This is a genomic window from Streptomyces sp. HUAS 15-9 (assembly GCF_025642155.1).
GTDB lineage: Bacteria > Actinomycetota > Actinomycetes > Streptomycetales > Streptomycetaceae > Streptomyces.
In genome coordinates this window covers 2,100,567-2,125,694 of sequence record NZ_CP106798.1, presented here as the reverse complement: position 1 = coordinate 2,125,694, position 25,128 = coordinate 2,100,567, and the positions used below count along the sequence as shown (strand labels likewise).

24 protein-coding genes are annotated in these 25,128 nt (G+C 70.3%); 12 read left to right on the top strand and 12 right to left on the bottom strand.

The annotated features are described in order from the left end of the window. The first annotated feature begins 79 nt into the window (after nt 1-79). Nucleotides 80-1,069 carry a 2,3,4,5-tetrahydropyridine-2,6-dicarboxylate N-succinyltransferase gene (gene dapD, locus N8I87_RS09730; protein ID WP_263207378.1) on the top strand — a complete coding sequence of 330 codons (990 nt, stop codon included), beginning with the start codon at nt 80-82 and terminating at the stop codon, nt 1,067-1,069. 929 nt (nt 1,070-1,998) lie between these two features. On the opposite strand, the gene N8I87_RS09725 is transcribed toward dapD, so the two are convergent. After that, nucleotides 1,999-2,499 carry an HAD domain-containing protein gene (locus N8I87_RS09725; RefSeq protein ID WP_263207376.1) on the bottom strand — a complete coding sequence of 167 codons (501 nt, stop codon included), beginning with the start codon at nt 2,497-2,499 and terminating at the stop codon, nt 1,999-2,001. Between the two features lie 143 nt (nt 2,500-2,642). Here N8I87_RS09725 and N8I87_RS09720 point away from each other — a divergent pair, with 143 nt between their 5' ends. Further along, nucleotides 2,643-3,200 (top strand): SigE family RNA polymerase sigma factor, encoded by a 558-nt coding sequence (locus N8I87_RS09720; RefSeq protein ID WP_263207375.1) that lies wholly within the window; start codon nt 2,643-2,645, stop codon nt 3,198-3,200. Continuing rightward, nucleotides 3,197-4,426: a WD40 repeat domain-containing protein gene (locus N8I87_RS09715; RefSeq protein ID WP_263207373.1), complete on the top strand. Its 1,230-nt coding sequence runs from the start codon at nt 3,197-3,199 to the stop codon at nt 4,424-4,426. The genes N8I87_RS09720 and N8I87_RS09715 overlap by 4 nt, the downstream gene beginning before the upstream one ends. On the opposite strand, the gene dapA is transcribed toward N8I87_RS09715, so the two are convergent. Next, on the bottom strand, nt 4,427-5,338 hold the full coding sequence (dapA, locus tag N8I87_RS09710; protein ID WP_263207372.1) for a 4-hydroxy-tetrahydrodipicolinate synthase: 912 nt from the start codon (nt 5,336-5,338) through the stop codon (nt 4,427-4,429). A 172-nt stretch (nt 5,339-5,510) separates the two neighbouring features. On the opposite strand from dapA, the gene N8I87_RS09705 reads away from it, so the two are divergent. From N8I87_RS09705 to N8I87_RS09685, 5 genes are all read left to right on the top strand, one after another. After that, entirely contained in the window at nt 5,511-5,645 is a 135-nt protein-coding gene (locus N8I87_RS09705) for a hypothetical protein (RefSeq protein WP_263207370.1), read from the top strand. Then, on the top strand, nt 5,642-6,361 hold the full coding sequence (locus tag N8I87_RS09700) for a hypothetical protein (protein WP_263207368.1): 720 nt from the start codon (nt 5,642-5,644) through the stop codon (nt 6,359-6,361). Before N8I87_RS09705 ends, N8I87_RS09700 begins: the two co-directional genes overlap by 4 nt. Nucleotides 6,362-6,442: 81 nt before the next feature. Next, the gene (locus N8I87_RS09695) at nt 6,443-6,868 is read left to right on the top strand and encodes a DUF3618 domain-containing protein (RefSeq protein WP_263207367.1); all 426 of its coding nucleotides are present in this window, start codon (nt 6,443-6,445) and stop codon (nt 6,866-6,868) included. A 97-nt stretch (nt 6,869-6,965) separates the two neighbouring features. After that, nucleotides 6,966-7,574: an ArsR/SmtB family transcription factor gene (locus N8I87_RS09690; protein ID WP_263207365.1), complete on the top strand. Its 609-nt coding sequence runs from the start codon at nt 6,966-6,968 to the stop codon at nt 7,572-7,574. A 17-nt stretch (nt 7,575-7,591) separates the two neighbouring features. Next, nucleotides 7,592-8,329 carry an SRPBCC family protein gene (locus N8I87_RS09685; protein ID WP_263207363.1) on the top strand — a complete coding sequence of 246 codons (738 nt, stop codon included), beginning with the start codon at nt 7,592-7,594 and terminating at the stop codon, nt 8,327-8,329. Between the two features lie 15 nt (nt 8,330-8,344). Here N8I87_RS09685 and N8I87_RS09680 read toward each other — a convergent pair whose 3' ends face one another. Next, a complete protein-coding gene (locus tag N8I87_RS09680) occupies nt 8,345-10,171 on the bottom strand; it encodes a DUF8508 domain-containing protein (RefSeq protein ID WP_263207361.1) in 1,827 nt (608 codons plus the stop codon). A 269-nt stretch (nt 10,172-10,440) separates the two neighbouring features. Here N8I87_RS09680 and N8I87_RS09675 point away from each other — a divergent pair, with 269 nt between their 5' ends. Further along, complete coding sequence (locus tag N8I87_RS09675) at nt 10,441-11,871, top strand: hypothetical protein (RefSeq protein WP_263207359.1); 1,431 nt, start codon at nt 10,441-10,443, stop codon at nt 11,869-11,871. Between the two features lie 48 nt (nt 11,872-11,919). On the opposite strand, the gene N8I87_RS09670 is transcribed toward N8I87_RS09675, so the two are convergent. The 3 genes from N8I87_RS09670 to N8I87_RS09660 are packed head-to-tail and all read right to left on the bottom strand — an operon-like array spanning nt 11,920 to nt 13,848. Then, complete coding sequence (locus tag N8I87_RS09670) at nt 11,920-12,363, bottom strand: hypothetical protein (protein WP_263207358.1); 444 nt, start codon at nt 12,361-12,363, stop codon at nt 11,920-11,922. A gap of 37 nt (nt 12,364-12,400) precedes the next feature. Beyond that, nucleotides 12,401-13,564 (bottom strand): S1 family peptidase, encoded by a 1,164-nt coding sequence (locus tag N8I87_RS09665; RefSeq protein ID WP_263207356.1) that lies wholly within the window; start codon nt 13,562-13,564, stop codon nt 12,401-12,403. A 53-nt stretch (nt 13,565-13,617) separates the two neighbouring features. Further along, nucleotides 13,618-13,848: a hypothetical protein gene (locus tag N8I87_RS09660; RefSeq protein ID WP_263207355.1), complete on the bottom strand. Its 231-nt coding sequence runs from the start codon at nt 13,846-13,848 to the stop codon at nt 13,618-13,620. Nucleotides 13,849-14,157: 309 nt separating this feature from the next. Here N8I87_RS09660 and N8I87_RS09655 point away from each other — a divergent pair, with 309 nt between their 5' ends. The 3 genes from N8I87_RS09655 (at nt 14,158) to N8I87_RS09645 (ending at nt 18,393) form a co-directional block, all read left to right on the top strand. Beyond that, nucleotides 14,158-15,627, top strand: coding sequence for a PhoX family protein (locus N8I87_RS09655; RefSeq protein WP_263207354.1), 1,470 nt, complete (start codon nt 14,158-14,160; stop codon nt 15,625-15,627). Between the two features lie 497 nt (nt 15,628-16,124). Next, nucleotides 16,125-17,705, top strand: coding sequence for a TROVE domain-containing protein (locus N8I87_RS09650; protein WP_263207353.1), 1,581 nt, complete (start codon nt 16,125-16,127; stop codon nt 17,703-17,705). Nucleotides 17,706-17,925: 220 nt separating this feature from the next. Next, nucleotides 17,926-18,393, top strand: a complete 468-nt coding sequence (locus N8I87_RS09645; protein ID WP_263207351.1) for an HNH endonuclease — start codon at nt 17,926-17,928, stop codon at nt 18,391-18,393. A 154-nt stretch (nt 18,394-18,547) separates the two neighbouring features. Here N8I87_RS09645 and N8I87_RS09640 read toward each other — a convergent pair whose 3' ends face one another. The 6 genes from N8I87_RS09640 to N8I87_RS09615 form a co-directional block, all read right to left on the bottom strand. Further along, on the bottom strand, nt 18,548-19,756 hold the full coding sequence (locus N8I87_RS09640; RefSeq protein ID WP_263216368.1) for a TerD family protein: 1,209 nt from the start codon (nt 19,754-19,756) through the stop codon (nt 18,548-18,550). Nucleotides 19,757-19,976: 220 nt separating this feature from the next. After that, a complete protein-coding gene (locus N8I87_RS09635) occupies nt 19,977-20,813 on the bottom strand; it encodes a carbohydrate ABC transporter permease (RefSeq protein ID WP_263207349.1) in 837 nt (278 codons plus the stop codon). Then, a complete protein-coding gene (locus N8I87_RS09630) occupies nt 20,810-21,748 on the bottom strand; it encodes a carbohydrate ABC transporter permease (RefSeq protein ID WP_263207347.1) in 939 nt (312 codons plus the stop codon). The genes N8I87_RS09635 and N8I87_RS09630 overlap by 4 nt, the downstream gene beginning before the upstream one ends. Further along, nucleotides 21,745-23,115: an ABC transporter substrate-binding protein gene (locus tag N8I87_RS09625; protein ID WP_263207345.1), complete on the bottom strand. Its 1,371-nt coding sequence runs from the start codon at nt 23,113-23,115 to the stop codon at nt 21,745-21,747. Before N8I87_RS09625 ends, N8I87_RS09630 begins: the two co-directional genes overlap by 4 nt. A gap of 100 nt (nt 23,116-23,215) precedes the next feature. Beyond that, complete coding sequence (locus N8I87_RS09620) at nt 23,216-23,986, bottom strand: DeoR/GlpR family DNA-binding transcription regulator (protein WP_263207343.1); 771 nt, start codon at nt 23,984-23,986, stop codon at nt 23,216-23,218. A 247-nt stretch (nt 23,987-24,233) separates the two neighbouring features. Further along, entirely contained in the window at nt 24,234-25,043 is an 810-nt protein-coding gene (locus N8I87_RS09615; RefSeq protein ID WP_263207341.1) for an NAD-dependent epimerase/dehydratase family protein, read from the bottom strand. Between the last annotated feature and the right edge of the window lie 85 nt (nt 25,044-25,128).

The following is a 25,128-nucleotide window of genomic DNA, read 5'->3' as shown; positions in this document are numbered from 1 at the left end:
CTCGGCCGGGCCGACCGGCACATGAGACGCCCTGCTCACCGGTTAGCCCGCACGACCCCCCTCGCGTTAGTTTTCCCTCATGACCGACACGAACGCTCCCCGTACCACCGGCGCCGTGGCCGCCGGCCTTGCCACCATCGCCGCCGACGGCACCGTCCTCGACACCTGGTTCCCCGCCCCCGAGCTCGTCGCGGAGCCCGGTCCGTCCGGCACCGAGTCGCTGTCCGCCGAGAAGGCCGTGGAGCTGCTCGGCGAGGGCGCCGCGCAGGCCATCGGCCCCGACGCCCGCCGCGACGTCGAGGTGGTCGCGGTCCGCACGGTCATCTCCTCCCTCGACGCGAAGCCGATCGACGCGCACGACGTCTACCTGCGCCTCCACCTCCTGTCCCACCGCCTGGTCAAGCCGCACGGCCAGAGCCTGGAGGGCATGTTCGGCTTCCTCGCCAACGTCGCCTGGACCTCGCTGGGCCCGGTCGCGGTGGACGACATCGAGAAGGTGCGCCTGAACGCCCGCGCCGAGGGCCTGCACCTCCAGGTCACCTCGATCGACAAGTTCCCGCGCATGACGGACTACGTCGCCCCGAAGGGCGTCCGCATCGCCGACGCCGACCGGGTCCGTCTCGGCGCCCACCTCGCCGAGGGCACGACGGTCATGCACGAGGGCTTCGTGAACTTCAACGCCGGAACGCTCGGCACCTCCATGGTCGAGGGCCGCATCTCCGCGGGCGTCGTGGTCGGCGACGGCTCGGACATCGGCGGCGGCGCCTCCACGATGGGTACGCTGTCCGGCGGCGGCAACGTGATCATCTCCATCGGCGAGCGCTGCCTGGTCGGCGCCGAGGCGGGCGTGGGCATCGCGCTCGGCGACGAGTGCGTGGTGGAGGCCGGCCTGTACGTCACCGCGGGCACCCGGATCACCATGCCCGACGGCCAGATCGTCAAGGCCCGCGACCTCAACGGCGCCTCCAACATCCTCTTCCGCCGCAACTCGGTCACCGGCGCGGTCGAGGCCCGCCCGAACAACGCGGTATGGGGCGGCCTGAACGAAATCCTGCACAGCCACAACTGATCATCGGCGGCAGCGGTAGACGTCGGTCACGATGCAACGCCCTTCCACGGCCCCAAGACGGCCCGGGAGGGCGTTCGTGTGTCACGGGTGGATGCCCCACTTTCTGGGAGGGCTCTCTGCACCGTGCGGACGTGCCTCGCCTCGAGCCGGCAGTCGTCGAGGCGCTGAGCCTCTGAGGCGAGGTACGGAGTCGGCGGCCCCGGCGCTGACAAGTGGCTGTGGGGGGCGCCCGCTTCGCGGCGTGCGCCGACTGGAACCCCTGGGGCGAGGCCCGCACCCGGGGCGTCGTGGACCGGGCCTTCCGGAAGAACCCGCTCTGACGGCCTCCGGTCGTGAGCTGGCCAGAGGCCGCCGTCGTTCCGCACGAGTCTTGGAGCGCCCCCGTCACTCGGAGCGTTGGCTGCTGCTTCGCTCGAAGATCACAAGGAAGGGAGAGACGTACCCAGACGCCTCTACCGGTGTGGTGTGACCAAAGAGGACCAGCAGAACGCCTGCGGTCAGCGCGCTTCCATACATGCCGGCGCGTACCAGTACGGCTGTTCGTGTCGCGTTACCTTCGGACATACTTGTCCCGCTCCTGTTCCGTAAGAGGGAAGTGAGCAACGGGCCACCCGCATCGTTTCCAGGCGCCGCGGGTGGCCTGCTCCTTTGGGGCATGTCGGGCTGCTGTTCGGGCGTCGGCACATCCCTCCATTTCCATAGTTAGACTAACTAACTTATTTGGAAGCGCACGTACCCTTAGCTCTTTTTACGGGCACGGGCCTACGAATAACCCCCCTCCACCCTTGGGGTGTGAGGGCGGCCACTCGCCTGCCCGAGATGGTTCCAGTATTACCGCGCCTGGCGGGGTGTCAACTCCCGTTCTATTGGCTGCAGATGGCATGAATGGTGTTCTCGGAGCCCTTACCGCCGCCGCTCTGTTACTTCTGCTACTCCTGCCGGCCCGCGAACTCCGCCAGTGCCGTGAAGTCGGCCTCGCGTAGGCCGATGCGTGGGTTGACGTGGTGGAGCAGTGCGGGGCCGGGGTGGTGTGTGGTCACGTACGTGGCGTCGGCCGGGCTCTGTTCGTCGTCCACCCAGGCGAAGGGGCGGCCCTGCGCGTACGCCACGATCGCCTCCGTCTTCCAGTGCACCTCGTCGGGCCGCCAGGCGAACAGCGCGCTGCCGAAGTCGACGTACGGCAGCTCGGGCAGGCCGACCACCGGGGCGATATGGCGGTTGGCGGCGTCCATCCACGTGGTCGCCCAGCACAGGTCGTAGCCGAGACGCAGCAGTGCCGGGCCGTGGTCCGGGTTGAGCCACACCCGCAGTGTGCGCCCGGGGTCCACGGTCACCCTGATCGTCGTATAGCCCTCGGGCCGCCGCTCGGGCTGTGCCGCGTACGGGTTGAGGGGGCCGTCGACATCGAGGAAGAGCAGGGGGCGGCTCACGGGGACAACGTACGGCAGCATCGGTCCGAGGTCCCGTGGAATTTCTTCGGACGCGGCAGGCATAGCGGTGGAGTCCCGCGCGCGTCACAAGGGGTACGGGGGCCGGGCACCGGGTTCGGTCCGCCCAGGATGTGAAGGTGACGATGGATGCGCAGGCAGCGAAGAGCTTCCGGGAGTTCGTGGCCGGCCGTTCGACGGCACTGCTGCGGACGGCGGTGCTGCTGACCGGCGGGGACCGGCACGCCGCCGAGGACCTGTTGCAGAACGCGTTGGTCAAGGCGGCGGGCCGCTGGCAGCGGATCGACGAACCCGAGGCCTATGTACGGCAGATCCTGTACCGCCAACAGGTCAGCCGCTGGCGGCTGAAGTGGCGGCGGCGGGAGGTCACCGTGGCCGAGCCGCCGGAGGCCGGCCACGCCCCGGACGGCTCCAACGCCGCCGAACTGCGCCTCGTGCTGCGCGCCGCCCTCTCCCGGCTCACCGCCCGCCAGCGCACCGTGCTGGTGCTGCGCTACTTCGAGGATCTGCCGGAGGCCGACGTGGCCCGGATACTGGGCTGCTCCGTCGGCACCGTACGGTCCACCACCCATCGCTCCCTGGCCAGGCTGCGCGCCCTCGCGCCCGAGCTGGACGGGCTCGGCCCGGACCGCGGCAGGGAGATTCCGTCCCGTGACCACTCGCCCGTGGAGGTGCGGTCGTGAACGTCGAGGAACTGGTGCGTGACGCACTGCGGGAACAGGCGGCCGAACAGCAGCCGCTCGGGCACGGTTTCACCGACCGGGTCCTGGCCGTACGGCGTCGCCGCCGCGCCCGCCGGTTCGTGTCCGTCGCCGTGGCCACCGCCGCGGTCGTCGTCGTGGCGGTCGGGGTGCCGCTGTTGGACTCCGGCAGGGGCGAGGCGCGGCCCGCGAGGGTGCTCGGTCAGGACCGGGTGTCGGCCCACCAGGACCAGTCGCCGCCGCGCGACATGATCGCGGCCGGGAACGCGGTGCTGGCCGCCTATTCCACGGCGAGCGTGGTCCCGCAGACCGGCGACCGGGGGGTGGTCGTACGCACGTACCGGCTGCTGAACGAGAAGGTCGGCAGGTACGAGAAGGACACCCGGTGGTCGTACGTGGCCGTCGCCCCGGGCCTGCGGACCGCCGCCGTGCTGGAACGCAAGCTGCCGGCCTCGCGGATCGGTCTGCTCGACCTCGCGACGGGGGAGGTCGAGCGGTGGATCCCGGTGGCCCACGGCGTCGGAGGGCTCGCGTTCTCGCGCGACGGCAGCAAGCTGGTTGCCACGACCTACAAGGACAACCCCGATCTGGTCGACAAGACCATGGTCCATGGCAAAGGAGGCAGCCACACCGCCTGGATGCCGCGGCTCGGAGGCAAGGTCCGGACCGGATTCGTCGTCCTCGACGTGGCCTCCGGCAAGGGTTCCTGGACTGGTGTGGCGGCGGGCCGCAACCTCAACGCCCGTGAGGACTTCGCCTTCAGCCGTGATGGTGCCCTGGTGTACGCGAGGGTCGTCGGGAAGCACGACGGTACGGAGCAGTTCTACGACCTTGCCGGGAAGGAGGTCCCCGCCCCCGCGAACGAGAAGTACCTGCGGTGGGACGTCGGGGCGCGGCTGTCCCCGAACGGCCGGCTCGCTGCCCTCGGTCTGACGAAGGAGGTCGCCCCCGGCAAGTCGTACTCCTCGATCCGTGATCCCCGTACGGGCAAGGAGATCACCAAGGTCCGCGGAGGCCACCTGCTCGCCTGGGCCGACGACAAGCGGCTCATCGCCTGGGAGCGGGTCACGAGCCTCGAGGAGCCGTACCGGCCCCGGCTCGTGCTGGTCACCATCGGCAGCGACAAGGTCGTACCGCTCAGCGGCGTCAGCGAGGTGAACGACCCCTTCTCGCTCCGGACCTGGGAGCCCGTCTTCGCCGAGCGCTGATCACGCGGCCACGAGCTCCTCGTACACCGTCCGCAGCCCGTCGGTCGCCTCCCGGCCGGCGGGCCGCAGCGGTGCGCGCGGCGGGCCCGCGGGCAGGCCGAGTTCGTTCAGGAGGGACTTGGCGGTGACCGTGCCCGGCAGGCCACCGTTCATCATCGCCTCGATCAGGGGGGTGGCCCGCTGTTGGAGTCTGGCGGCGGCGGCCGTGTCGCCCGCCTCGAACGCCTCCAGGATCTCCGCCACGCGGCGCGGTACGGCGTTCGCGACCGTGCTCACGCAGCCCGCCGCGCCCACCGCGTACAGGGCCAGGATGTGCTCGTCGCATCCCGCGTAGTACGCCAACTCCGTGCGCGCCAGCACCTTCTGGGTGCCGAGGAAGTCGTAGGAGCAGTCCTTGACCGCCACGATCCGGGGGTGCTCCGCCAGCCGGATCACCGTCTCCGGCTCGACGCGGGTGCCGGTGCGGTCCGGGATGTCGTACAGCATCACGGGCAGGCCGCTCGCGTCGGCGACCGCACGGAAGTGCGCCTCCACGGCGTCCTGCGGCGGCCTGCTGTAGTACGGCGTCACCACCAACACCCCGTCGGCTCCCGCCTTTTCGGCCGCGAGGGTCAGTTCGACAGTGTGCCGGGTGTCGGAGGTGCCGACACCCGTGATGATCGAGGCGCGCTCGCCGACGGCCGCCCGGACGGCCCGGACCAGCTCCGCCTTCTCGGTGTCCGTCGTCGTGGGTGACTCGCCCGTCGTCCCGTTGAGCACCAGCCCGTCGCAGCCCTCCGCCACCAGCCGGTCGGCGAGTCTTCCGGCACCGTCGAGGTCGAGCGCGCCCGACTCGGTGAAGGGCGTGATCATCGCGCAGAGGGCGCGGCCGAAAGGAGCGTCGGTCCTGCCCGGGTTCGTCATGTTCGTCATGGGAGCAGTCTCGGCACGACCATCGTGAAGCTCTACTTAAATCTTCTACGATGTATTGCTAAGCAGCGCTGAAGTGGTGCTCTCGCGCAGGCCTCCGGCCCTATGTCCAACCCGGCGGCTCATGGGTCACCATGGGTCGGACGGTCACCGATCCCAGGTCATGGGAGGCGCCATGAAGCTCGGCAAGGCACTGGCCACCGGAGTCGCCGAGGAGCGGCCGCTCGTCCACGAGGAAGAACCCGAACTCCCCGAGCGGACCGTCGAACCGGCGGCGTCCGCGCCGGAAGAGGTCCCGGTCGCCCGATGAGACTGCGGCTCCCCACGGAACGCCCGACGGAGCCGCCGACCGGATACAAGATCGCCCACCCGGTGCTGTCCCAGGACGGCACCAGGGCCGGGTTCACCGGTGTGTCGCTCGGCGGCGCGCTGCCGTACGGAGTGCTGGACGACGCGTCCTGCGTCTACGGCCGACGGCACCGCCCGCCCGCGCGGCTGTGCGACTGCGGCTTCCACTGCGTGCACGACCGCACGGCCGCCGAGGCGCTGCTGTGCACCACGGAGCACCGGGCGGCCGTCCTGCTCGAGGTCTCCGTCCTCGGCGCCTACATCCGCTTCGAGCGCGGCTTCCGCTACGCCCGGCAGCGAGTGCGTACGGCCACCGTCGGCCCCTGTGCGTGCGGTGCGCCCGCGGCCGCGCTGGCCGACGCGGGCTGGGGCAGGCCCGGCCGGCGTGCCCTGACGGCCGCCTGCGCGGGCTGCGTGCGCGGCCGTGCGTCCGCCTCCCTCACCGTCTTCGCCCGGCTGGCCGGGGACGGGCTGCGGGTGGTGGCGGACCGTGACGGTGTCCTCCCCGCCGCCGGCCCTGCCGACCTCGCCGGTCTCGCCGGGCCCGAGGGTCTCGGTGTCCCCGAACTCGCCGCCGAGGCGGCCCTGTTGCAGGCCCGCCTCGACTGGTTCCAGACCCAGTTGGCCCGGCTCGGGGAGCGTGGGCCCGGGGGAGAGGGTGGCTGGGACAAGGGCTAACGGTCGTCGCTCGGGGTACTCGGATGTTCCGGAACCGTGAGGAATCGGAATACCGTGAAAACCCGTGAAAAGAGGGCACCGATGACCGACAGGACTCCGCAGGGGGCCGGCGCGAAGGGTCCCGAGGAACTGCGACAGCAGATGGAACAGAGCGGGAGCCGACTCGGTGACACCGCAGAGGAGTTGGCGGGCAAGGGAGATCTGAAGGGGCGCGCCAGAGCACGGGCCGCCGATCTCAGGGACAAGGCGGGTGCCATGACCGTGCAGCTGCGCAGCAGCGCCACGCAGGCCGGGCACGCCGTCCAGGACAGGGCTGCCCACGCCGGGCACACCGTCGAGCAGAGTGCCCCGCCCCCGGTACGCGCCGCCGTCGGATTCGGACGGCGGCATCCGCGATCGGCGCTGCTCGTCGGGGCTGCGGCGGGCATGGCGGCCGTCGCGGCGAGCGCCTTGCGCCACAGGAGCCACGCCCGTGACAGCTATCACGGCCACCACGGCCGTCGCTGAGCCGACTTTCCGCTGAGCCAGTGTCGTCTTCTTCAACCGTCCCACCGAAAACTCCACTCGCCTGGACAAAAAAAGTTTTCGGTGAGAGTGTGGGCGCATGCTGGACGTGACCGTGATCGAGGACCCCGAGGCCGCAGCCGTCTCCCTGGACCCCATCAGGGCCAGACTCCTCGCCGAGCTGGCCGCCGAACCCGCGTCGGCCGCGATGCTGGCCGGCCGGGTCGGGCTGCCCCGGCAGAAGGTGAACTACCACCTGAAGGCACTGGAGCGGCACGGCCTGGTCGAGCTGGCCGGGGAGCGCCGCAAGGGCAATGTCACCGAGCGGCTGATGCGCGCGACCGCCGCGTCGTACGTCATCTCGCCGCTCGCGCTCGCCCCCGTGCAGCCGGACCCGGACCGCTTCCGCGACCAGCTCTCCGCGCGCTGGCTGCTCGCGCTCGGCGCCCGCCTGGTGCGGGACGTCGGCACGCTGATCACCGGCGCGACGAAGGCGCGCAGGCCGCTGGCGACCTACGCGCTGGACGGCGAGGTCCGCTTCGCCTCGGCCGCCGACCGCGCGGCCTTCGTCCAGGAACTGACGGCGGGCGTGAGCGCCCTGATCCGCAAGTACGACGCCCCCGACGCGGAGGGCGGCCGGGACCACCGGATCGTCGTCGCCATCCATCCCACGGTCAAGGACCGGCCCACCCCCGAACCGGACCAGTAGTCCGCAGGAGTCCCACCATGTCCAAGGAATTCGAGATCGTCCGCGAGTTTGAGGTCGACGCGCCGCCCGAGAAGGTGTGGGAGGCGGTCACCACCGGAACCGGTGGTTATCTGTGGCCGATGGACCCGCCCGAGCCGCGGGTGGGCGGCAGCGGGCCCTTCGGCTCCACCGTCACCGCCTGGGACCCGCCCCACCGCTACACCAACCGCAGCGAGGACGTCGGCTTCCCGGTCCAGTCCCTCAACCAGCTCGACTACACGATCGAGCCCCGCGACGAGGGCCGGCGCGCCTGGGTGCGCTATGTCCACAGCGGCATCTTCACCGACGACTGGAACAACCAGTACGACGGCGCGAGCAAGCACACCAACTTCTATCTGCACACCTTGTGCGAGTACATCACGCACTTCGCGCCCCGCCCGGTCACCTTCGCCCAGCTGGAGGGGCCCGCGGCCTCGCAGACCCCGCGGGCGCTCGCCGCCGTCGGCCATGCGCTCGGCCTCGCGGACGACGCGGCTGCGGGCACGAAGGTCGCCGCCCAGGGGCCCGGCGGACGGACCCTGGACGCCGTACTCGACTACCGCAACCCGTACTTCATCGGGCTGCGCACCGACAGTGCCCTCATCCGCTTCTTCGGCCGCGGCCACTGGGGCGCGCCGCTCGGCATCAGCGTCCACGACTTCGCGCCGGACGCCGATGCCGAGACGAACGAGACCGCCTGGCAGGACTGGCTGAACGGCGTGTTCAGCCAGTCCTGAGGTCCCCGGACCCGGTTACGGGCGGAACCGCAGCACCTGCGGGTCGTGGTCGGAGATCTGGTCGTTGAACTCCGAGTTGATGTGCACGGAGTCGTAGTCCAGGTCGCAGCCGCGCCGGATCGACGGGCTCACCAGGATCTGGTCCAGGACCTGCTGGTTGCCCTGGTAATCGTAGGTGTAACGCTCGCTCTTCGGCAGCGACTTGATCGCCGACCACAGCTCGCCGTCACCCTCGAGGATCTGCGTGGTCCCGGAGAACTCGAAGTCGTTCATGTCGCCGAGCGCGATGACGTTCGCGTTCCGCTGCACGGACAGGATGTCCTTCACGAACGCGTTCACCTCGGTCGCCTGTGCGTGGCGCTGGATCTCCGAGCTGCGCACCGGCGGCTGGTACTGCGCCGTCAGACCCTGGTCGCCGCCCTTGGAGTTGAGGTGGTTGGCGATCACGAAGACGGTCTTGCCGCGGAAGACGAACTCGCCGGCCAGCGGCTTGCGGCTGTTCGTCCAGGCCGCGTTCGTCGGGTCGATCCGGCCCGGGGAGGCCGTCAGCTGGGCCTTGCCGTGCACCTTGGTGACGCCGACCGCGGTGGTGGAGTCGCCGCCCGCGCGGTCCACGAAGGACACCCGCTCCGGGTTGAACAGGAACACCTGGCGGATGTTGCCGCCGGGCTCGCCGCCGTCCTGGTCGTTGACCGGGTCGACGGAGCGCCAGTCGTACTTCGGGCCGCCCGCCGCGACGATCGCGTCGATCAGCTTGCCGACGGTCTCGCTCGCGCTGACCGTGCCGTCGTCCTTGGCGCCGTTGTTGTCCTGGATCTCCTCCAGGGACACGATGTCGGGCGACTGCAGGTTGTTCACGATCGCGGCCGCGTGCTTGTCGAAGGTGGCGTCCGACGGGTCCAGGTTCTCGACGTTGTACGTCGCCACCGCCAGCTCGCCGCGCGCCTGCTTGCGGGTCGTCTCCCGCTCCAGGCCGGCGCTCTTCAGCGTGCCGAGCTTGCTCGCGACGAGGGTGTAGCCGCCGTACTGGTTGAAGTCCAGCGGGCCGGTGGTGGTGCCCTCCAGGGTGTCGCCGACGTTCGCCTTCGGGAAGTCGGCGGTCGAGCCCAGCGACTGGATCTGCAGCCGGCCGGTGTTCTGGGACTCGTAGGAGCCGTAGAGCGTGCCGCCCCGGTGGGTGCGGTGCTCGCGCGGCTTCACCGTGACCCACAGCTCGCTGTACGGGTCGGTCGCGGTGACCACACGGGTGTCGGCGACCTGGACGTTCATGCCCTCCAGGGACTCGTAGTAGTCCAGGGCGTACTTCGACGGGTCCAGCGCCAGGGCGTTGATGGAGCCGCTTGCCGCGGTGTCGCCCGCGGGGGTGTACCGCGCCGGGACCGACCTGGCGTCGATCACCGTGGCGGCCGGGACCGCGTTGCCGGTGGAGACGGTGGTGATCGTCGGCTTGGTGATCTCGGTGAGCGACTGGTTGCCGGACGAGGCACCGCCGGGGACGTACTCGGAGACCGTGCCGGCGACCGTGATCGAGTCGCCGACGGCGACCTTCGGCGCGGAGCTCGTGAAGACGAACACACCCTCGCTGGTGGCCGGGTTGTCGTCCGGGGTCGGGTCCTGGAGCCAGAAGCCCTTGGAGGAGCCGTAGGTGCGGGTGGCCGTGACGATGCCCGGCACGTCGGTCACCTTCTGGCCGGCGTACGGCGATATACGGGTGCTGCCCTGGATGTCATGGATGCGCACCGCGTCCGCGTGCGCGGGCGACGTGAGGACGACGGTGGACGCCGCGGAACAGACCGCGGCGACGGTGAGCGCGGCGAGACGCGCGGAAGACCTGCTCGGCAAGGGGATCCCTCCGGGGATGAACGTGAGCGCCGGGACGAGGCTGGACATTTGGAGTGCGCATGACACGCGGCGGCAGTGTGACACGCGTAGAAAAACAGTGAACAGTTGTCCCCCGACTTCTACGCGCGTCAATCTCCTGCCTGATCAAGGCAGTTGTCAAGGTTTCGGCCATGTACGGGGGTCGAAGGAGAGATGAACCGGGCGGCATGGGTGGAAATCCGTCTAGGCTGAGCGGCTGAGTCCTTTCATGGCCCGAGGAGAACCAGCCGATGTCAGACAGCTCCCCCCTGCCGCCGGTGCGGCTGCACCCCGAAGCGGAGCTGGCGCGCGCCGCGCTGTCCACGCCGCTGCTCTCCCGGGCGGCCCGGCTCGCCCGCTGGGCGGGGCCCGGGACCCGGGTGGACGCCGGCGGTGGCCTGGTCGACGAGCAGCTGCCGGCCGCGGCCGAGACACTGGGGCTGACCGGGGACGACGCCGCGGCCTGCGCCAGTGAGGCCTGGCGGGTCGCCGTGGACACCGGGCTGGTCGAGGTGGTCGACGAGGAGGCCGGGACCGTGGCGGCGGGGGAGGAGCTGAGGCAGCTCACCGGCGGCTCGCCGCACGACGTGCTCGCGGTGTGGCTCACGGCCCTGGAGACCGTCGTCGCCGACGCGACCGTGCCCGATCTGGACGGTATTGTCGACACCCTGGACGAGGGCGGCGAGGTCGATTTCGCGTCACTCGGCTGGGACCCGGAGGCCGAGGCGGACTTCCTTGACGGCGTCCTCGCGAACCTCTATCTGCTGACCGTCCGGGAGGACGGCCCCGGCGAGGCCCCGGTGCCGCTGCCCGCCCTCGCCGCCTCCATGATCGTGCCCAGCGGCATGGGCGAGCCCACCAACGACGTCCTGGAGCAGGTCTCCGACGCGATGATGCGTCTCGACGACCAGTTCCGGATGCTGGAGCCGGCCGGGCTCGTGGAGTACCAGCCGGTCGACGAGGCGCTGATGGCCGACACCGACGAGGAGCAGGCGGCGGCACCCGTCGACGAGACCGACGTCGCCCGCTACGGCATGGTCCGGCTCACCCCGCTCGGCGCATACGGGCTGCGGGCGCGGCTGCTGGAGGCCGGCTTCGCGGCGCCCGCGGTCGGTGAACTCGCCGACAAGGGCGCCGACGTCCTGCTCGACGGCACCTCCCTGTTCCCGCCGGGTGCGGCCCTGGCCGAGACCGAGCAGTGGCTGACCCGCCGCGAACCTCTCGCCGCGGCACGGGAGTTGCTCGCCGCCGCCCGGGGCGGCGACGCCGGCGCGCCGCTGCGCAGGCTGCGCTGCCAGCAGGCGCTGTCACTGGTCGGCGCGGAGGCCGAGCCCGCGCTGCGGGAGGTGCTCGACGACGCCGAACTCGGCGGACTGGCCCGGGTCTGGCTGAGCGAGCGGGGCGCCCCCGACGTGCCCGCGCCGTCGCCGGAGCTGGTGTTCTGGCTGACCATCGACACCGTGGCCGCCCAGCTCCAGGCCGAGGGCAACTCCGAGGAACTCCGGGCCCTGGTGGCGGGCCTGGCCCAGCAGCACAGCGGCTTCTTCGCGACGGCCTGGCGCGTGGAGCACCCGGCGACGGCGGACGTGCTGGAGGCCATGGGCCGGCTGCACCCGGACAAGAAGGTCGCGAAGGAAGCACGCAAGGCCGCGTTCAAGGCCCGCTCCCAGCAGGGGTACTGAGCGTGAGCGCGACCCACGCCCGCCGGACGTGGGTCGCGCCCGAAGGCCTCAGCAGTGGTACACCGTCGTGTGCCGGAACGACGACGTCGACCCGTTGAAGCCGTACGTGCCCCGGTAGGCCGGCGGGTTCTGGTACTCGCCCACGATCGTGATCGTGTCGGCACAGCTGCCCTGGCCCGCGCGCTTGGCGTCCAGCCGGATCGTGTCGCCGATGAAGCCGCCCGTGATGTCCCACGGGGCGCCGCAGATCCCGGAAGTGATCCGGCCGCCGAGGACGACGTACGGATGGCTGTTGGGGTCGTACGTCACCTCCATCGCGAAGGTGACCGCCCCGTTGTGCAGTTCCAGCCTCGCGGACGTGGACAGGGCCTCCGCCGACACCTCCTGCCGTGCCGCGAACGCCTCGTCGCGCGTCTTGACCTCCGCGCCCTGCGCGTTGTGGAAGCGGTGCTCGGCCTCGGAGCCCCGCCGTCGGCGTGCCTGTGTCGTCATGGGAACATGCCTCCCCTCGTAGAGATGTGAGTGACCGTCAGGCCAGCCGCTCGGCGACCTCGACGCGCAGCAGCGCGCGGACGTTCTCGATGTGGTTGGCGATCGTCACCACCGACGAACCCGCGAACAGCAGGCCCACGGCCACCTCGTCGAGCGAGGTGACCAGCGAGCCCGAGTCGCCGCCCGCCGAGATGTTCGTCGTCAGGATCTGGTCCTTGAAGCGGGCCGTGCCCGCCGTGCCGTAGTTGACGTCGACCGTCGCGTCGACCGCGATGATCCGGCCGAAGCTGATGTTGGTGGTGCGTCCGGTCTTCTTCACCAGGTCGCCCACCGCGACATTGGCCTTGCGCCGCCAGGCACGCGGTGCCCCGCTGAAGTACTGCTCCCGTGTGGCGTCCTGGAAGTCCACCACGCCCAGGGCGCAGTCCACCACGTTGTTGTGCCGGTCCAGCGGGACCTGCGGGGCGAAGGCGATGGCGATGTACCGGTCGAGCGTCGCGATCCGGTCCGCCGGGTCCGTACCGCCGTCGTACACCCCCGGCTGCACGATCGGGCTGCCCTGCTGCGCCCGGTTGGAGTCGGCCAGCACATGGTTGTTGGACAGGATGTAGAACTTCGCCGGAACGCCCAGACCGGGCCCCGGCGGGTCGACCGTCGCGCCCGGCAGGAAGTCGTACACCACGCTGCCCAGCGTGCCCGCGGTCACCCGGACGTTGCCGACCGAGAAGCCCGAAGGGCACGGCCGCATACGGCGCCTGAGGATCTGCGGCTCGAACACCGCCGGTCCGGGCGGCTCCTCCAGGAGCGGCAGGGACAGCCGCGCGAGCTCTTCGCCGGCCCGGCCGTCCGGGCCGTACCCCACCTCGCTCCGCGCGTCGGGCCCGAGGCCCGCCAGCCGCCTCTGCGGCTGCGCGGAGACATGGCCGACCGCGACCACGTCCGTGGGCGTGCCGTCGTCCATCCGGTACGGGATCACATCCCGTTCCGGCAGCATCGACTCCGGCAGCTTCTGCGTCACGAACACCAGCACGGCTTCCTCGCCGGTCGGTTCGCCGCCGCTCCACTTCACGCCGTGGCCGAAGCCGACCACGTTCGCCGGCGGCTGCTCGCGCCGCAGGAAGTCCTGCGACGCCTGCCGTCGTGAGCTGTCACTGAGCTGTCCGCCGGTCGGTCCTCGCATCAGTTCGGGCCGGATCGTCACGGCCAGACCACCTCTTCCCCGGTGTGTACGCGGTCCCGGGGGCCGATCGGCCGTCACTCCTGCGCGGAGACCTCGCCGATGGCGAGCACGCGCACGGGTACGCCGTCGAGTTCGTCCGGAACCACGTCCTCGTCCCTGAGCCGGTCCCGGGGCACCTTGCGGGTCACGAAGACGACGATGACGTCCCCACCCGAGTGCTCGTCCTTCCCGGTCCCGACCCCCGTCACATTGGGCAGGCCCAACAGCCGGCCCTCATGGAGGCTGCGCGCGCGACGTGCGTCCACTTCGGCTCGCCTCCCCCGGGTGCTTGGTAGTAGGTGTCTATTGCCGGGCGCACCGCCGGTCAAGGCACTCCGCCGTAAATCATGGGATGAGGGACGACCCGTACCTGTTGACCTTCTTTACGAAGAATCCTCCGACAAATTCCACGGGCCGGAGTGACTTTTGAGTCCCGTGGGAAGACGTAAACGGATTCATGGAAGCGGGCCCGTTGTCGTCGCCCGGTGTTCAACTCCCGTTCAGGGACGGGCGGGAGCGTTTCGCGGACCGAGGCCCGCCACCCTCCACGGCATCCCACCGTCACAGGAGACACCATGTCGCTCACTCGCAGGGACTTCGCCAGAAAATCCGCGATCACCGGTGCCGGGGTCGCGCTGGCGGGCAGCGTCGGCGCCCTCGCCACCGCGCCGAACGCCCTCGCGTCCACGGACACCGAGAGCGTCGGCGAGGACTCGGCCACCGCCCACGGCGGGGTCGGATACGGGCCGCTGCTCCCCGACCCGGACGGCATCCTCGCGCTCCCCGCCGGGTTCACGTACGAGATCATCACGTACAGCGGCAAGACCAAGCTGGAATCGGGCGAGTTCACCCCGTCCAACCACGACGGCACCGCCACCTTCGACGGCCCGCGCGGCGCGACCCTCCTCGTCAACAACCATGAGCTGAAGGGCCCGCGCGCCGACTGGAAGTACCCGGTGCCGCTGACCGAGGGCCTCGTCTACGACCCGGCCGCCTCCGGTGGCTGCACGGTCGTCGAGGTGCGGCACGGCAAGGTCGCCGAGTGGGTCGGCATCGCCGGCACCTCCACCAACTGCGCGGGCGGCCACACCCCTTGGGGTACCTGGCTCACCTGCGAGGAGACCGAGGACAAGGCCGGCCAGAGCGGCATGACCAAGGACCACGGCTATGTCTTCGAGGTCGACCCCGCGGACCACCGGGCCAACCGGGACCCCAAGCCCATCAAGGCGCTGGGCCGTTACGCCCACGAGGCCGTCGCGGTCGACCCCAAGCGCGGCCACCTGCTCCTGACCGAGGACGCCGCCGGCCCGAACGGCCTCCTGTACCGCTGGACCCCGCCGAAGGGCTTCTGCCACGGCCGCGGCAAGCTGCGCACCCTCGCCGACGACGCCGGCGCACTGCAGGCGTTCAAGTGCTTCGACTCCGGCGGGCAGTTCGTCGACGACCTCTCCCGCGCCACGAAGATCGGCACCGTGTACGGCGTCGACTGGGTGGACGTCCCCGACCGCGACGCGAAGACGACCTCCGTCCGCAAGCAGTTCACCGACGGCGAGGTCACCCGCGCCCGCAAGCTGGAGGGCATGTGGTGGGGCGACGGCGGCGCCTACATCGTCTCCTCGTACGCCCGCGCGGAGAGCCCCGCCCAGCACGACGGCCAGGTCTGGTTCTACGACCCCAAGCGCCGCACCCTGACCCTGAAGGTCCTCCTCGGCGTCAACCCCGACCCGGCCAAGGACGGCGCCTTCGACGGCCCCGACAACATCACCGTCTCCCCGTACGGCGGCCTCGTCATCGCCGAGGACGGCGAGGGCGTCCAGCACCTCTTCGGCGCCACGGACAGCGGCCGCACCTACCCGATCGCCCGCAACGACCTGGCGATTACATCAGCCGCTACCGCGGCGGGCGGCACCCCGGACAAGCCCGAGTACAGCGAGTTCACCGGCGCCACCTTCTCACCCGACGGAAAGACCCTGTTCGCCAACATCCAGGACCCGGGCATCATGCTGGCCATCACGGGGCCCTGGAAGCGTCAGCGGCGCGGCTGACCTTCTGACGGGAAATTAATTCGCTGGCCCGTCCCGCGGCCCCCTCCTAGAGTGATGAACGTCCAGGTGCGAAGGCAGGACCTACTTCCACTGATAATGGGGCGGCCGCGGGTTCGAGTCCCGCCACCGGTACAACAGGCCGGTGTAGCTCAGGGGTTAGAGCACCTTTGTCGGTTCCGCCGACTTCGATCTCTGGACACCACAACTTCATGCACCTCCCGGTGCGCAGGCAGCGGCTACTTCTTTTGCAAAGAGATTCCAGGGCCGCAGCCGACTTGATCTCGGGAGGCGCAGTTCAAGGTGGGTGCCCGGTGCGCAGGCAGCGGTTACTTCATTGGATCGGGCGGTTGCGGGTTCGAGTCCCGTCATCGACTTCGGGTCGGTGTAGCTCAATTGGGTAGAGCACCTGGCTTAGTCCGTCGCCGACTCCTGATCTCGGGCACCTTCCTTTTGCTGCGCCTCCCTCCGAAACGGAAATGAATTCGGGGGAATTCAGCATGGCACGATTCAACACCAAGGCCGCCAAGGCGCAGCCGACCTCGCGGGTGACGTCCACGGGACGAGTGCTCCGTACATACGAGGGCGGCCGCGGTCACGAGCGGGACGCGCGCTCCGAGCTCTTTCTTCTGGCCGTCGCCAATTTCGTCTCGCAGCAGACCTTCTACGAGAGCGGCGCCGACCGCGACGACCGGTTCGCCGCGCTCGTGCGTAAGCTCGCCGTCACCGACCCGTCGTGGACGGCAGGACTGCTCGGCTGGCTGCGCGGCGAGGGCAACATCCGTACGGCCGCGATCGTGGGCGCCGCCGAGTACGTGAAGGCCCGTCTGGACACGGGCGCGACTGAGGGCCCGTCGAACCGGCAGGTCATCGCTTCCGTACTGCAGCGTCCGGACGAGCCCGGCGAGCTGCTCGCCTACTGGACCGCGACCTACGGCCGCACCGTCCCCAAGCCGGTCAAGCGCGGTATCGCAGATGCCGTACGACGGCTCTACCACGGCAAGTCGCTGCTGAAGTACGACACCGCGTCCAAGGGCTACCGCTTCGGCGACATCCTCAACCTGGTGCACGCGGTGCCGGACCCGGACAAGCCGTGGCAGGGCGAGCTGTTCCAGTATGCGCTGGACCGCCGGCACAACCCGGACACCGCCGTGCCGCCCGCCTCGAACCGCGTCCTCACCGCGCACCGCGAGCTGATGGCGGTACCGGTGCGGGAGCGCCGGGCGGTCGTCACGGCGCCCGACGGAGCCGAGCGGCTCGCGGCGGCCGGGATCACCTGGGAAGCGCTGGCCGGCTGGCTGCAGGGCCCGATGGACAAGGCGGCCTGGGAGGCCGTGATCCCGTCCATGGGCGCGATGGCGCTCGTTCGCAACCTGCGGAACTTCGACGAGGCGGGAGTCTCGGACGAGGTCGCCGCCCGGGTCGCCGCGAAGATCAGCGACCCGGCGGAGGTGGCGCGCTCGCGCCAGTACCCCTTCCGGTACCTGGCCGCGTACCAGCACGCCCCGTCGCTGCGCTGGGCGTACCCGCTGGAGCAGGCGCTCGGTCACTCGCTGGCCAACGTGCCCGCGCTGCCCGGCCGGACGCTGGTCCTCGTGGACCGCTCGGGCTCGATGTGGGCGCGGCTGTCGGACCGCTCGGAGCTCAACCGGGCCGACGCGGCGGCGATCTTCGGCACGGCGCTCGCGGTGCGGGCGGCGGACGCCGACCTCGTCGAGTTCGGCACCACGAGCCGGCGCCTGTCGTACGACAAGGGTGAGTCGATGCTCAAGATCCTGGGCCGCTTCGGCGACCTGGGCGGTACCGACACCACCTCGGCGATCCGCGCGCACTACCGGGGGCAGGACCGGGTGCTGATCGTCACCGACGAGCAGTACGCGTACAACGTGCACGGCGAGCCGACCGAGCAGGTCCCGGGCGACGTCCCGGTCTACACCTGGAACCTGGCCGGCTACCACGCGGGCCACGGCCCGTCGGGCAAGGGGAACCGGCATGTGTTCGCCGGCCTTTCGGATGCCGCGTTCCGCATGGTTTCCCTGATTGAGAGTGGCCGCGATGGGCGTTGGCCATGGCTTGCCTGAGCGGCCGTGAATTCGGCAGCATGGCGCCGTGAATTCCAGGTTATGTGAAGTCGGCGACTGTGTGAGGCCGCACAAAGGGCGGGGATACTGCAATCTGCACCACCAACGCTGGCTTGCTTACGGCGATCCAGCAGGCGGTGGTGCCCATACGGGGACAGGCGTATCTCCGCCCCGTCCTTGCGGTGTCACCGACTGTACGCGGCCGCACAAGGCGCGCGACATGTGCAGCACTCACTATCGGCGCCGGCGGATCCACGGATCGCCACTGGCCACCCAGTATGAGTGGGCGCCCAGAGGGACCCCGTGCAGGCACGAGGGCTGCGAGCGCGAGCGGTACGGCGGTGGCCAAGGGTATTGCCACCTGCACTACAACCGACTTCGCCAAGGGAAGAGCGGTTTGGACGGCCGTGAACCTACGGGCAGTCTTCAGAACGGATACCGCATCTTCTGGCGTAACGGGAGGCGAGTTCCTGAGCATCGGCTTGTCATGGAGGAGGTCCTTGGCCGACCGCTCCTTCCACGAGTTGAAAGCGTGCACCACAAGAACGGAATCCGCGACGACAACCGTCCCGAGAACCTGGAACTGTGGATGTCGGTGCAACCAAGTGGCCAGCGTGTGAAGGACTTGCTTGCCTTCGCTCGGGAAATCATCGAGCGGTACGGTGACGTGGCTGAGGAAGCGCTGTAGGTAGGTGGGGGCCGACGTCGAGACGGTCGACGTCCTGCGCCTGACCCACGCCGGCGTAGCGGCGGCCTTGGAACTGGCGAACGACGCCGGCGGACGGGACCGAACGCGGGGCGCCCCCTCGAGTCGGGGGCGCCCGTAGGCGTCGTACCGTCCGTTACAGCGCCTGGGCTGCCGGCTTCACCATGTTCCGGACCGTGCGGGCCTTGACGAAGTCGCCCATCGCGGTCATGTCCCACTCGCCGGAGAACTGCCGGACCAGCTTGGCCATCATCACGCCGGTCTGCGGCTCGGCGTTGGTGAGGTCGAAGCGGACCAGTTCCTCGCCGGTCGTGGCGTCCAGGAGACGGCAGTACGCCTTGGCGACCTCCGTGAACTTCTGGCCGGAGAAGGAGTTGACCGTGAAGACCAGGCCGGTGACCTCCTGCGGGAGCCTGCCGAGGTCGACCACGATCACCTCGTCGTCGCCCCCGCCCTCGCCCGTGAGGTTGTCGCCGGAGTGCTTGACCGCGCCGTTCAGGATCGTCAGCTTGCCGAAGTAGCAGCTGTCGATGTGGTTGCGCTGCGGCCCGTATGCGATGACCGAGGCGTCCAGGTCGATGTCCTTGCCGCGGAACGCCGGCTCCCAGCCGAGGCCCATCTTCACCTGGGAGAGCAGCGGGCTGCCGCCCTTGACCAGGGACACGGTCTGGTTCTTCTGGAGGCTGACCCGGCCCTTGTCGAGGTTGATCTTCCCGGTGCCGGGCGCCGGGGCGGGCGGGGCCGGGGGCGCGGCGGGCGGCGGGGGTGCCATCGACGGCTGTGCGGCGGGCGGTGGGGCCATCGGCTGGGGCGGGGCCATCGGCTGCGGCGGCGCGGCCGGGGCCGGTGCCGGTTCCTCCACGGTCACGCCGAAGTCGGTCGCGATGCCCGCGAGCCCGTTGGCATAGCCCTGGCCGACCGCGCGGGCCTTCCAGGCGCCGTTGCGGAGGTAGACCTCCATGACCACCAGCGCCGTCTCGGTGCCGAGCTGCGGGGGAGTGAACGTGGCCAGGACGCTGTTGTCGTCGGCGTTGCGGATCGTGGCCGTCGGTTCGATGCCCTGGAAGGTCTGGCCCGCGGCGTCCGGGCTCGCGGTGACCACGATCTTCTCGATGCCCGGGGGCACGGCGGTGGTGTCGACCGTGATCGCGTCGGGAGCCGTACCGCCGCCCGAGCGGTACGTCACGCCCGGTCCGCTCGGCTGGTTGTAGAAGATGAAGTCGTCGTCGGAGCGCACCTTGCCGTCGGCGGTGAGCAGCAGGCCCGATACGTCGAGCCGCACCGGTGCGGCGACGTCCACCGTCACGCGGGCGGCGGACAGGGGGATGTTCGAGCCGGGGGTCATAGCTGTCATGCCGGGTGAACGAGCGGGACCGCTTTACCGTTCCCTTACCCGGCGACCATTCGGACGATCGGGTTCAGAGGGCCATCACGAGCTGCGGGTCGCTTCCCGTAGGGCCCCCTCGGGTCTCGCCCCCGCCGCCCTTACTTGTCCCGTCCCAGGGGCTTCGCCCCTTCGACCCCGGTGGCGACGGCATGGCCCACGGACTCGATGACGGCGGTCTTCATTTCACGGCGCCCAGTGACAGTCCCTGGACCAGTTTGTCCTGGGCGGCGAACCCGGCGGCGAGCACCGGCAGGGAGATGACGAGCGACGCGGCGCACACCTTGGCCAGGAACAGGCCCTGGCTGGTGATGAAGCCGGTCAGGAAGACGGGGGCGGTCTCGGCGACGACGCCGGTGAGCACGCGGGCGAAGAGCAGTTCGTTCCAGCTGAAGATGAAACAGATCAGGGCCGTGGCCGCGATCCCGGGCAGGGCGATGGGGGCCACCACCCGGGCCAGGACCGTCGGCAGCCGTGCCCCGTCCACCCTCGCCGCCTCGATCACGGCGACCGGTACCTCGGCGAGGAAGGACTGCATCATCCACACCGCGATCGGCAGGTTCATGGCGGTGTAGAGGACGACCAGCAGCCAGATGTTGTCCAGCATCCCGGCGTTCTTCGCGAACAGATAGATCGGCAGCAGGCCGGCCACCGCGGGCAGCATCTTGGTCGACAGGAAGAAGAACAGGACGTCCGTCCACTTCCTCACCGGGCGGATCGACAGGGCGTACGCGGCCGGGAGCGCCAGCAGCAGCACGCACACCGTCGAGACCACCGACGCCACGGTGGAGTTGATCAGCGCGGGCCAGGGGCTCGCCCCGCCGCCGGTGCCGAAGAACTCGCGGTAGCCGTCGAGGGTGAGGGCAGCGGTGAAGGACGGCGGGTCGGTCGCCGCGTCCTGCTCGGAGTGGAAGGACGTGAGGGCCATCCAGGCGATCGGCAGGAAGAACACGATCCCGGCCAGCCAGGCCACCAGGCCCAGGCCGAGGCCCTTGCGACGTGCGGCGGTCGGGGTCATGCGCGGGACACCCCCTCGCGGAACAGCGACGACACCACCCGCAGGGCGAAGGCCGCGATGACGATCGAGCCGATGACCACCAGGACGCCCGCGGCCGAGGCGAGGCCGTTCTCATGGGCCTGGTAGAAGCTCTGGTAGACGGTGTAGGGCAGGTTGGCGGTGCCGAGGCCGCCGGAGGTGATCGTGAAGACCGCGTCGAAGTTCTGCACGATGTAGATCGACCCGAGCAGGGCGCCGAGTTCGAGGTAGCGGCGCAGATGCGGGAGCGTGAGGTGGCGGAAGATCTGCCAGTCGCTCGCGCCGTCCACCCGGGCCGCCTCGATCTGCTGCTGGTCCCGGCTCTGCAGACCGGCCAGCAGGATCAGCATCATGAAGGGCGTCCACTGCCACACCAGCGAGGCCTCGACCGCGAGCAGCGGGGTGTTGGAGATCCAGTCAGGCTGGGTGCCGCCGACGTAGTGCAGCAGGCCGTTGAACAGGCCGTACTCGGGGTTGTAGAGGACGTGCTTCCAGAGCAGGGCCGCGGCGACCGGCACCACCAGGAACGGGGCGATCAGCAGGGTGCGGACGACACCCCGGCCGCGGAACCTGCGGTCGAGGAGCAGGGCCAGCGCGAGGCCGAGCACCAGGCTGGCCAGCACCACCGCCGCCGTGAGCAGCACCGTCGTCCACACCGAGTGACGCAGGCCGGCGTCGGTCAGGACCTCGCGGTAGTTGTCGAGGCCGGTGAAGTGGCGGGCTTTGGGATAGAGGGCGTTCCAGTCGAAGAAGGAGATCACCAGCGTGGCCACGAACGGGAGCTGGGTCACCACGATCATGAAGACGAGGGCGGGCAGGAGCGGGGCCCGGGTGGCCCAGGCGCGCAGGCGGGCGGAGGGCTGCCGCGAGGCGCGTACCGGTGCGGTCGCCAGGGGCGCTGTCGTGGTCGCGGTCATCGTCCCTCGTACTCCTCGGAGATCTTCTCGGCGAGCCGCTGGGACGTGCTCAGGGCCGCGTCGACGGACTGGCGTCCGGCGATGGCCGCGCTGATCTCCTGGGAGACCCTGGTGCCGAGGTCGGTGAACTCGGGGATGCCGACGAACTGGATGCCGGGCGCGGGGCGGGGCTGTACGCCGGGGTCGTCGGGGCGGGCGTGCTCGATGGCGTCCTTCGTCATGTCCTGGAACGCGGCGGCCTCCTTGCGGTAGGCGGCGTTCGTGTACGTCGACGCGCGCTTGCCCGCCGGGACGTTCGACCAGCCGCTGGTGTCGCCGACCAGCTGCTCGTACCGCTTGCTCGACGCCCAGGAGACGAACTTCCAGGCCTTGTCCGGGTTGCGGGAGGCCTTCTGGATGCCCCAGGCCCAGGTGTAGAGCCAGCCGGAGGAGTCCGTCTTCTCCACGGGGGCCGGGGCGTAGCCGAGCCTGCCCTTGACCGGGGACCCGGCCGCCTCCAGCAGGCCCGCCGCGGACGTGGCGTCGTACCACATGGCGACCTTGCCCTGGGCCATGTTGTTGAGGCACTCGGCGAAGCCGGACTGGGGGGCGCCCGACTCGCCGTGCTCGCGCACGAGGTCGACATAGAACTTTGTCGCCTTTTCGAACTCGGGCGAGTCCAGGTGGGCCTTCCACCTCTTGTCGAACCAGGTGCCGCCGAAGGTGTTCACGACGGTGGTGAGCGGCGCCATCAGCTCGCCCCAGCCGGGCAGTCCGCGCAGACAGATGCCCTTCATACCGGGCTCGGCGCCGTCGGCCCTCGCCGCCAGGTCGGCCACCTGGGTCCAGGTCGGGTGCGCGGGCATCGTCAGGCCCTTCTTCGCGAAGACGTCCTTGCGGTACATCAGGAAGGACGACTCGCCGTAGAAGGGCTGGCCGTAGAGCCTGCCGTCGGCGCCGGTCAGGGACTGGCGCATCGGACCCAGGACGTCCTGTTCGTCGTAGGAGAGGTCCTTGGCGACGTACGGGTCCATCTCGTGCAGCCAGCCGTTGCGGGCGTAGATCGGTATCTCGTAGTTGGAGAGGCTGGCCACGTCGTACTGGCCGGCCTGGTTGGCGAAGTCCTGGCTGATCTTGTCGCGGACGTCGTTCTCGGGCAGCACGGTGAAGTTGACCTTGATGCCGGTCTCCGCGGTGAAGTGGGCGGCGGTGAGCTTCTGCAACTCGGTCATCTGCGGGTTGTTGACCATCAGGACGTTCAGGGAGTCACCGCCGGAACCGGACCCGCCCGCCCCGGACCAGCAGCCGGAGAGCAACGGGGCGAGCAGCGTCCCCGCGGCGGCCATGGCGAGCGCGGCTCGCGGCCTGCGTCGGCTCTGGGTGCGCATGGATCGCTCCTGGACGTGTGGGGGATGCCGTATCCGGACGTGTGGGGGGACAAGGGATGTCGATGGGCACGCGAATGCCCTGTGCGGTGGCGTCGGCTCCTCAGACCCGGATGACCTGTGGTCCCAGCAACGAATAGCGGTGGGCCTCGGACACCGGCAGCTGTGTGCTCGTCACGATCGCCTCCAGGGTGCCGACCTCGGCGAACCGGCAGAAGCTGACCGCCCCGAACTTGGTGTGCACTCCCGCGAAGACCGTGCGTCGCGCGGCCCGGATGGCCTGCGCCTTGACCTCGCTGACCGCGGGGTCGGGGGTGGTCAGACCGTGCTCGCGGGAGATGCCGTTGGCGCCGATGAAGGCGAGGTCGACGACGAAGCCGGCCAGCATCTTCGTCGTCCAGTGGTCCACGGTCGCCAGTGTGCCGGGCCGGACCCGGCCGCCGAGGAGCAGTACCGAGACGTGCTCGGCCCCGGCGAGTGCGCCCGCGACCGGGAGGGAGGCGGTGACCACGGTCAGCGGCCGGTCCCTCGGCATGGCCTCGGCGATGAGCTGCGGGGTGAAGCCCTCGTCGACGAAGACCGTCTCCGCGTCCCCGAGCAGTTCCGCCGCCGCGGCCGCGATCCGGCGTTTCTCGGGCACATGGCTGGTGGCGCGGTAGGCGAGCGTCGTCTCGAAGCCGGCGCTCTCCACGGGATAGGCGCCCCCGTGCGTACGGCGCACCAGGCCGTGGTCCTCCAGGGCGCGCAGATCGCGCCGGACGGTCTCCTTGGCCACGCCCAGCCGGTCGGCGAGCGCGGTGACGTCGACCGAGCCCGTGGCCCGTGCGGCACGCAGAATCTCTCGCTGGCGTTCCTCCGCCGTACTGGTGCTCATGTCGTCACCCGCTTCCCTGTGGAAACGCCCGTTCGGGCCATGGGGGCAGTTCTACAGCGGGTGCGCGGCGCTGACCAGGTCTGTTGCCGATTCGATGCTGCCCGTATCGGCCCGTTCGCGGATCGGTGTGCCCGTCTCGGACCTGCGCGGCCGCGGGGTGGGACGTGAGAGCGGGCAGCGCCCGTGCCCGAATGTGGGGGCGGGCGGGTCCGATCCGTGTCCGAATGCGAGGGCTCCTGCCCGTCTTTCAGTACGGCCAGATCGGCGGGTCGTTCACGAAGTGGCCGCCCAGATGGCTGTGGGCGGGGTTCTCCGGGTCCAGTTCGCCGTGCTCGGCGATCAGCTTCTCGGCGTACGGCTCGGAGTCGTCCCGCGGTGTGTAACCGAGCGCCCGCGCGGTCGTCAGGTCCCACCACAGGCGTGTGTTGGCGGAGGAGCCGTAGACGACGGTGTGGCCGACGTCCTCGGCGGTGAGGGCCGCGTGGAAGAGGCGGGCGCCGTCGGCGGGGCTCATCCAGACCGAGAGCATGCGCACGCTGGTCGGCTCCGGGAAGCAGGAGCCGATGCGCACGGAGACGGTCTCCAGGCCGTACTTGTCCCAGTAGAACTGGGCGAGGTCCTCGCCGAAGGCCTTGGACAGGCCGTAGAAGGTGTCGGGGCGGCGCGGGGTGTCCACCGGGATCAGCGGGTCCGTGCCCCGGGGGGCCGGGGTGAAGCCGACGGCGTGGTTGGAGGAGGCGAAGACGATGCGCGGCACACCCTCCTGGCGGGCCGCCTCGTACAGGTTGTACGTGCCCTCGATGTTCGACTTGAGGATCTTCTCGAAGGGCGCTTCCAGCGAGATGCCCGCGAGGTGGAGGACCGCGTCGACGCCTCGGACCGCCTCGCGCAGTGCCGCGGTGTCGGAGAGGTCCGCGGTGATCGCGTCCGGCTCGCCCTCGATCGGGCGCGCGTCGAACAGGCGCAGTTCGTAGCCGTACTCCGGCAGGAGGGTCCGCATCAGGGTGCCGAGGCCGCCGGCGGCGCCGGTGAGCAGGACGGTGCGGGGAGCGGGCATCCACGGTCTCCTTGGCTCGTCGATCGCATTCCTGCATGGCATTCACATTCGTGGACACGCTAGGGAGCGCCGACCTGGCTAGTCA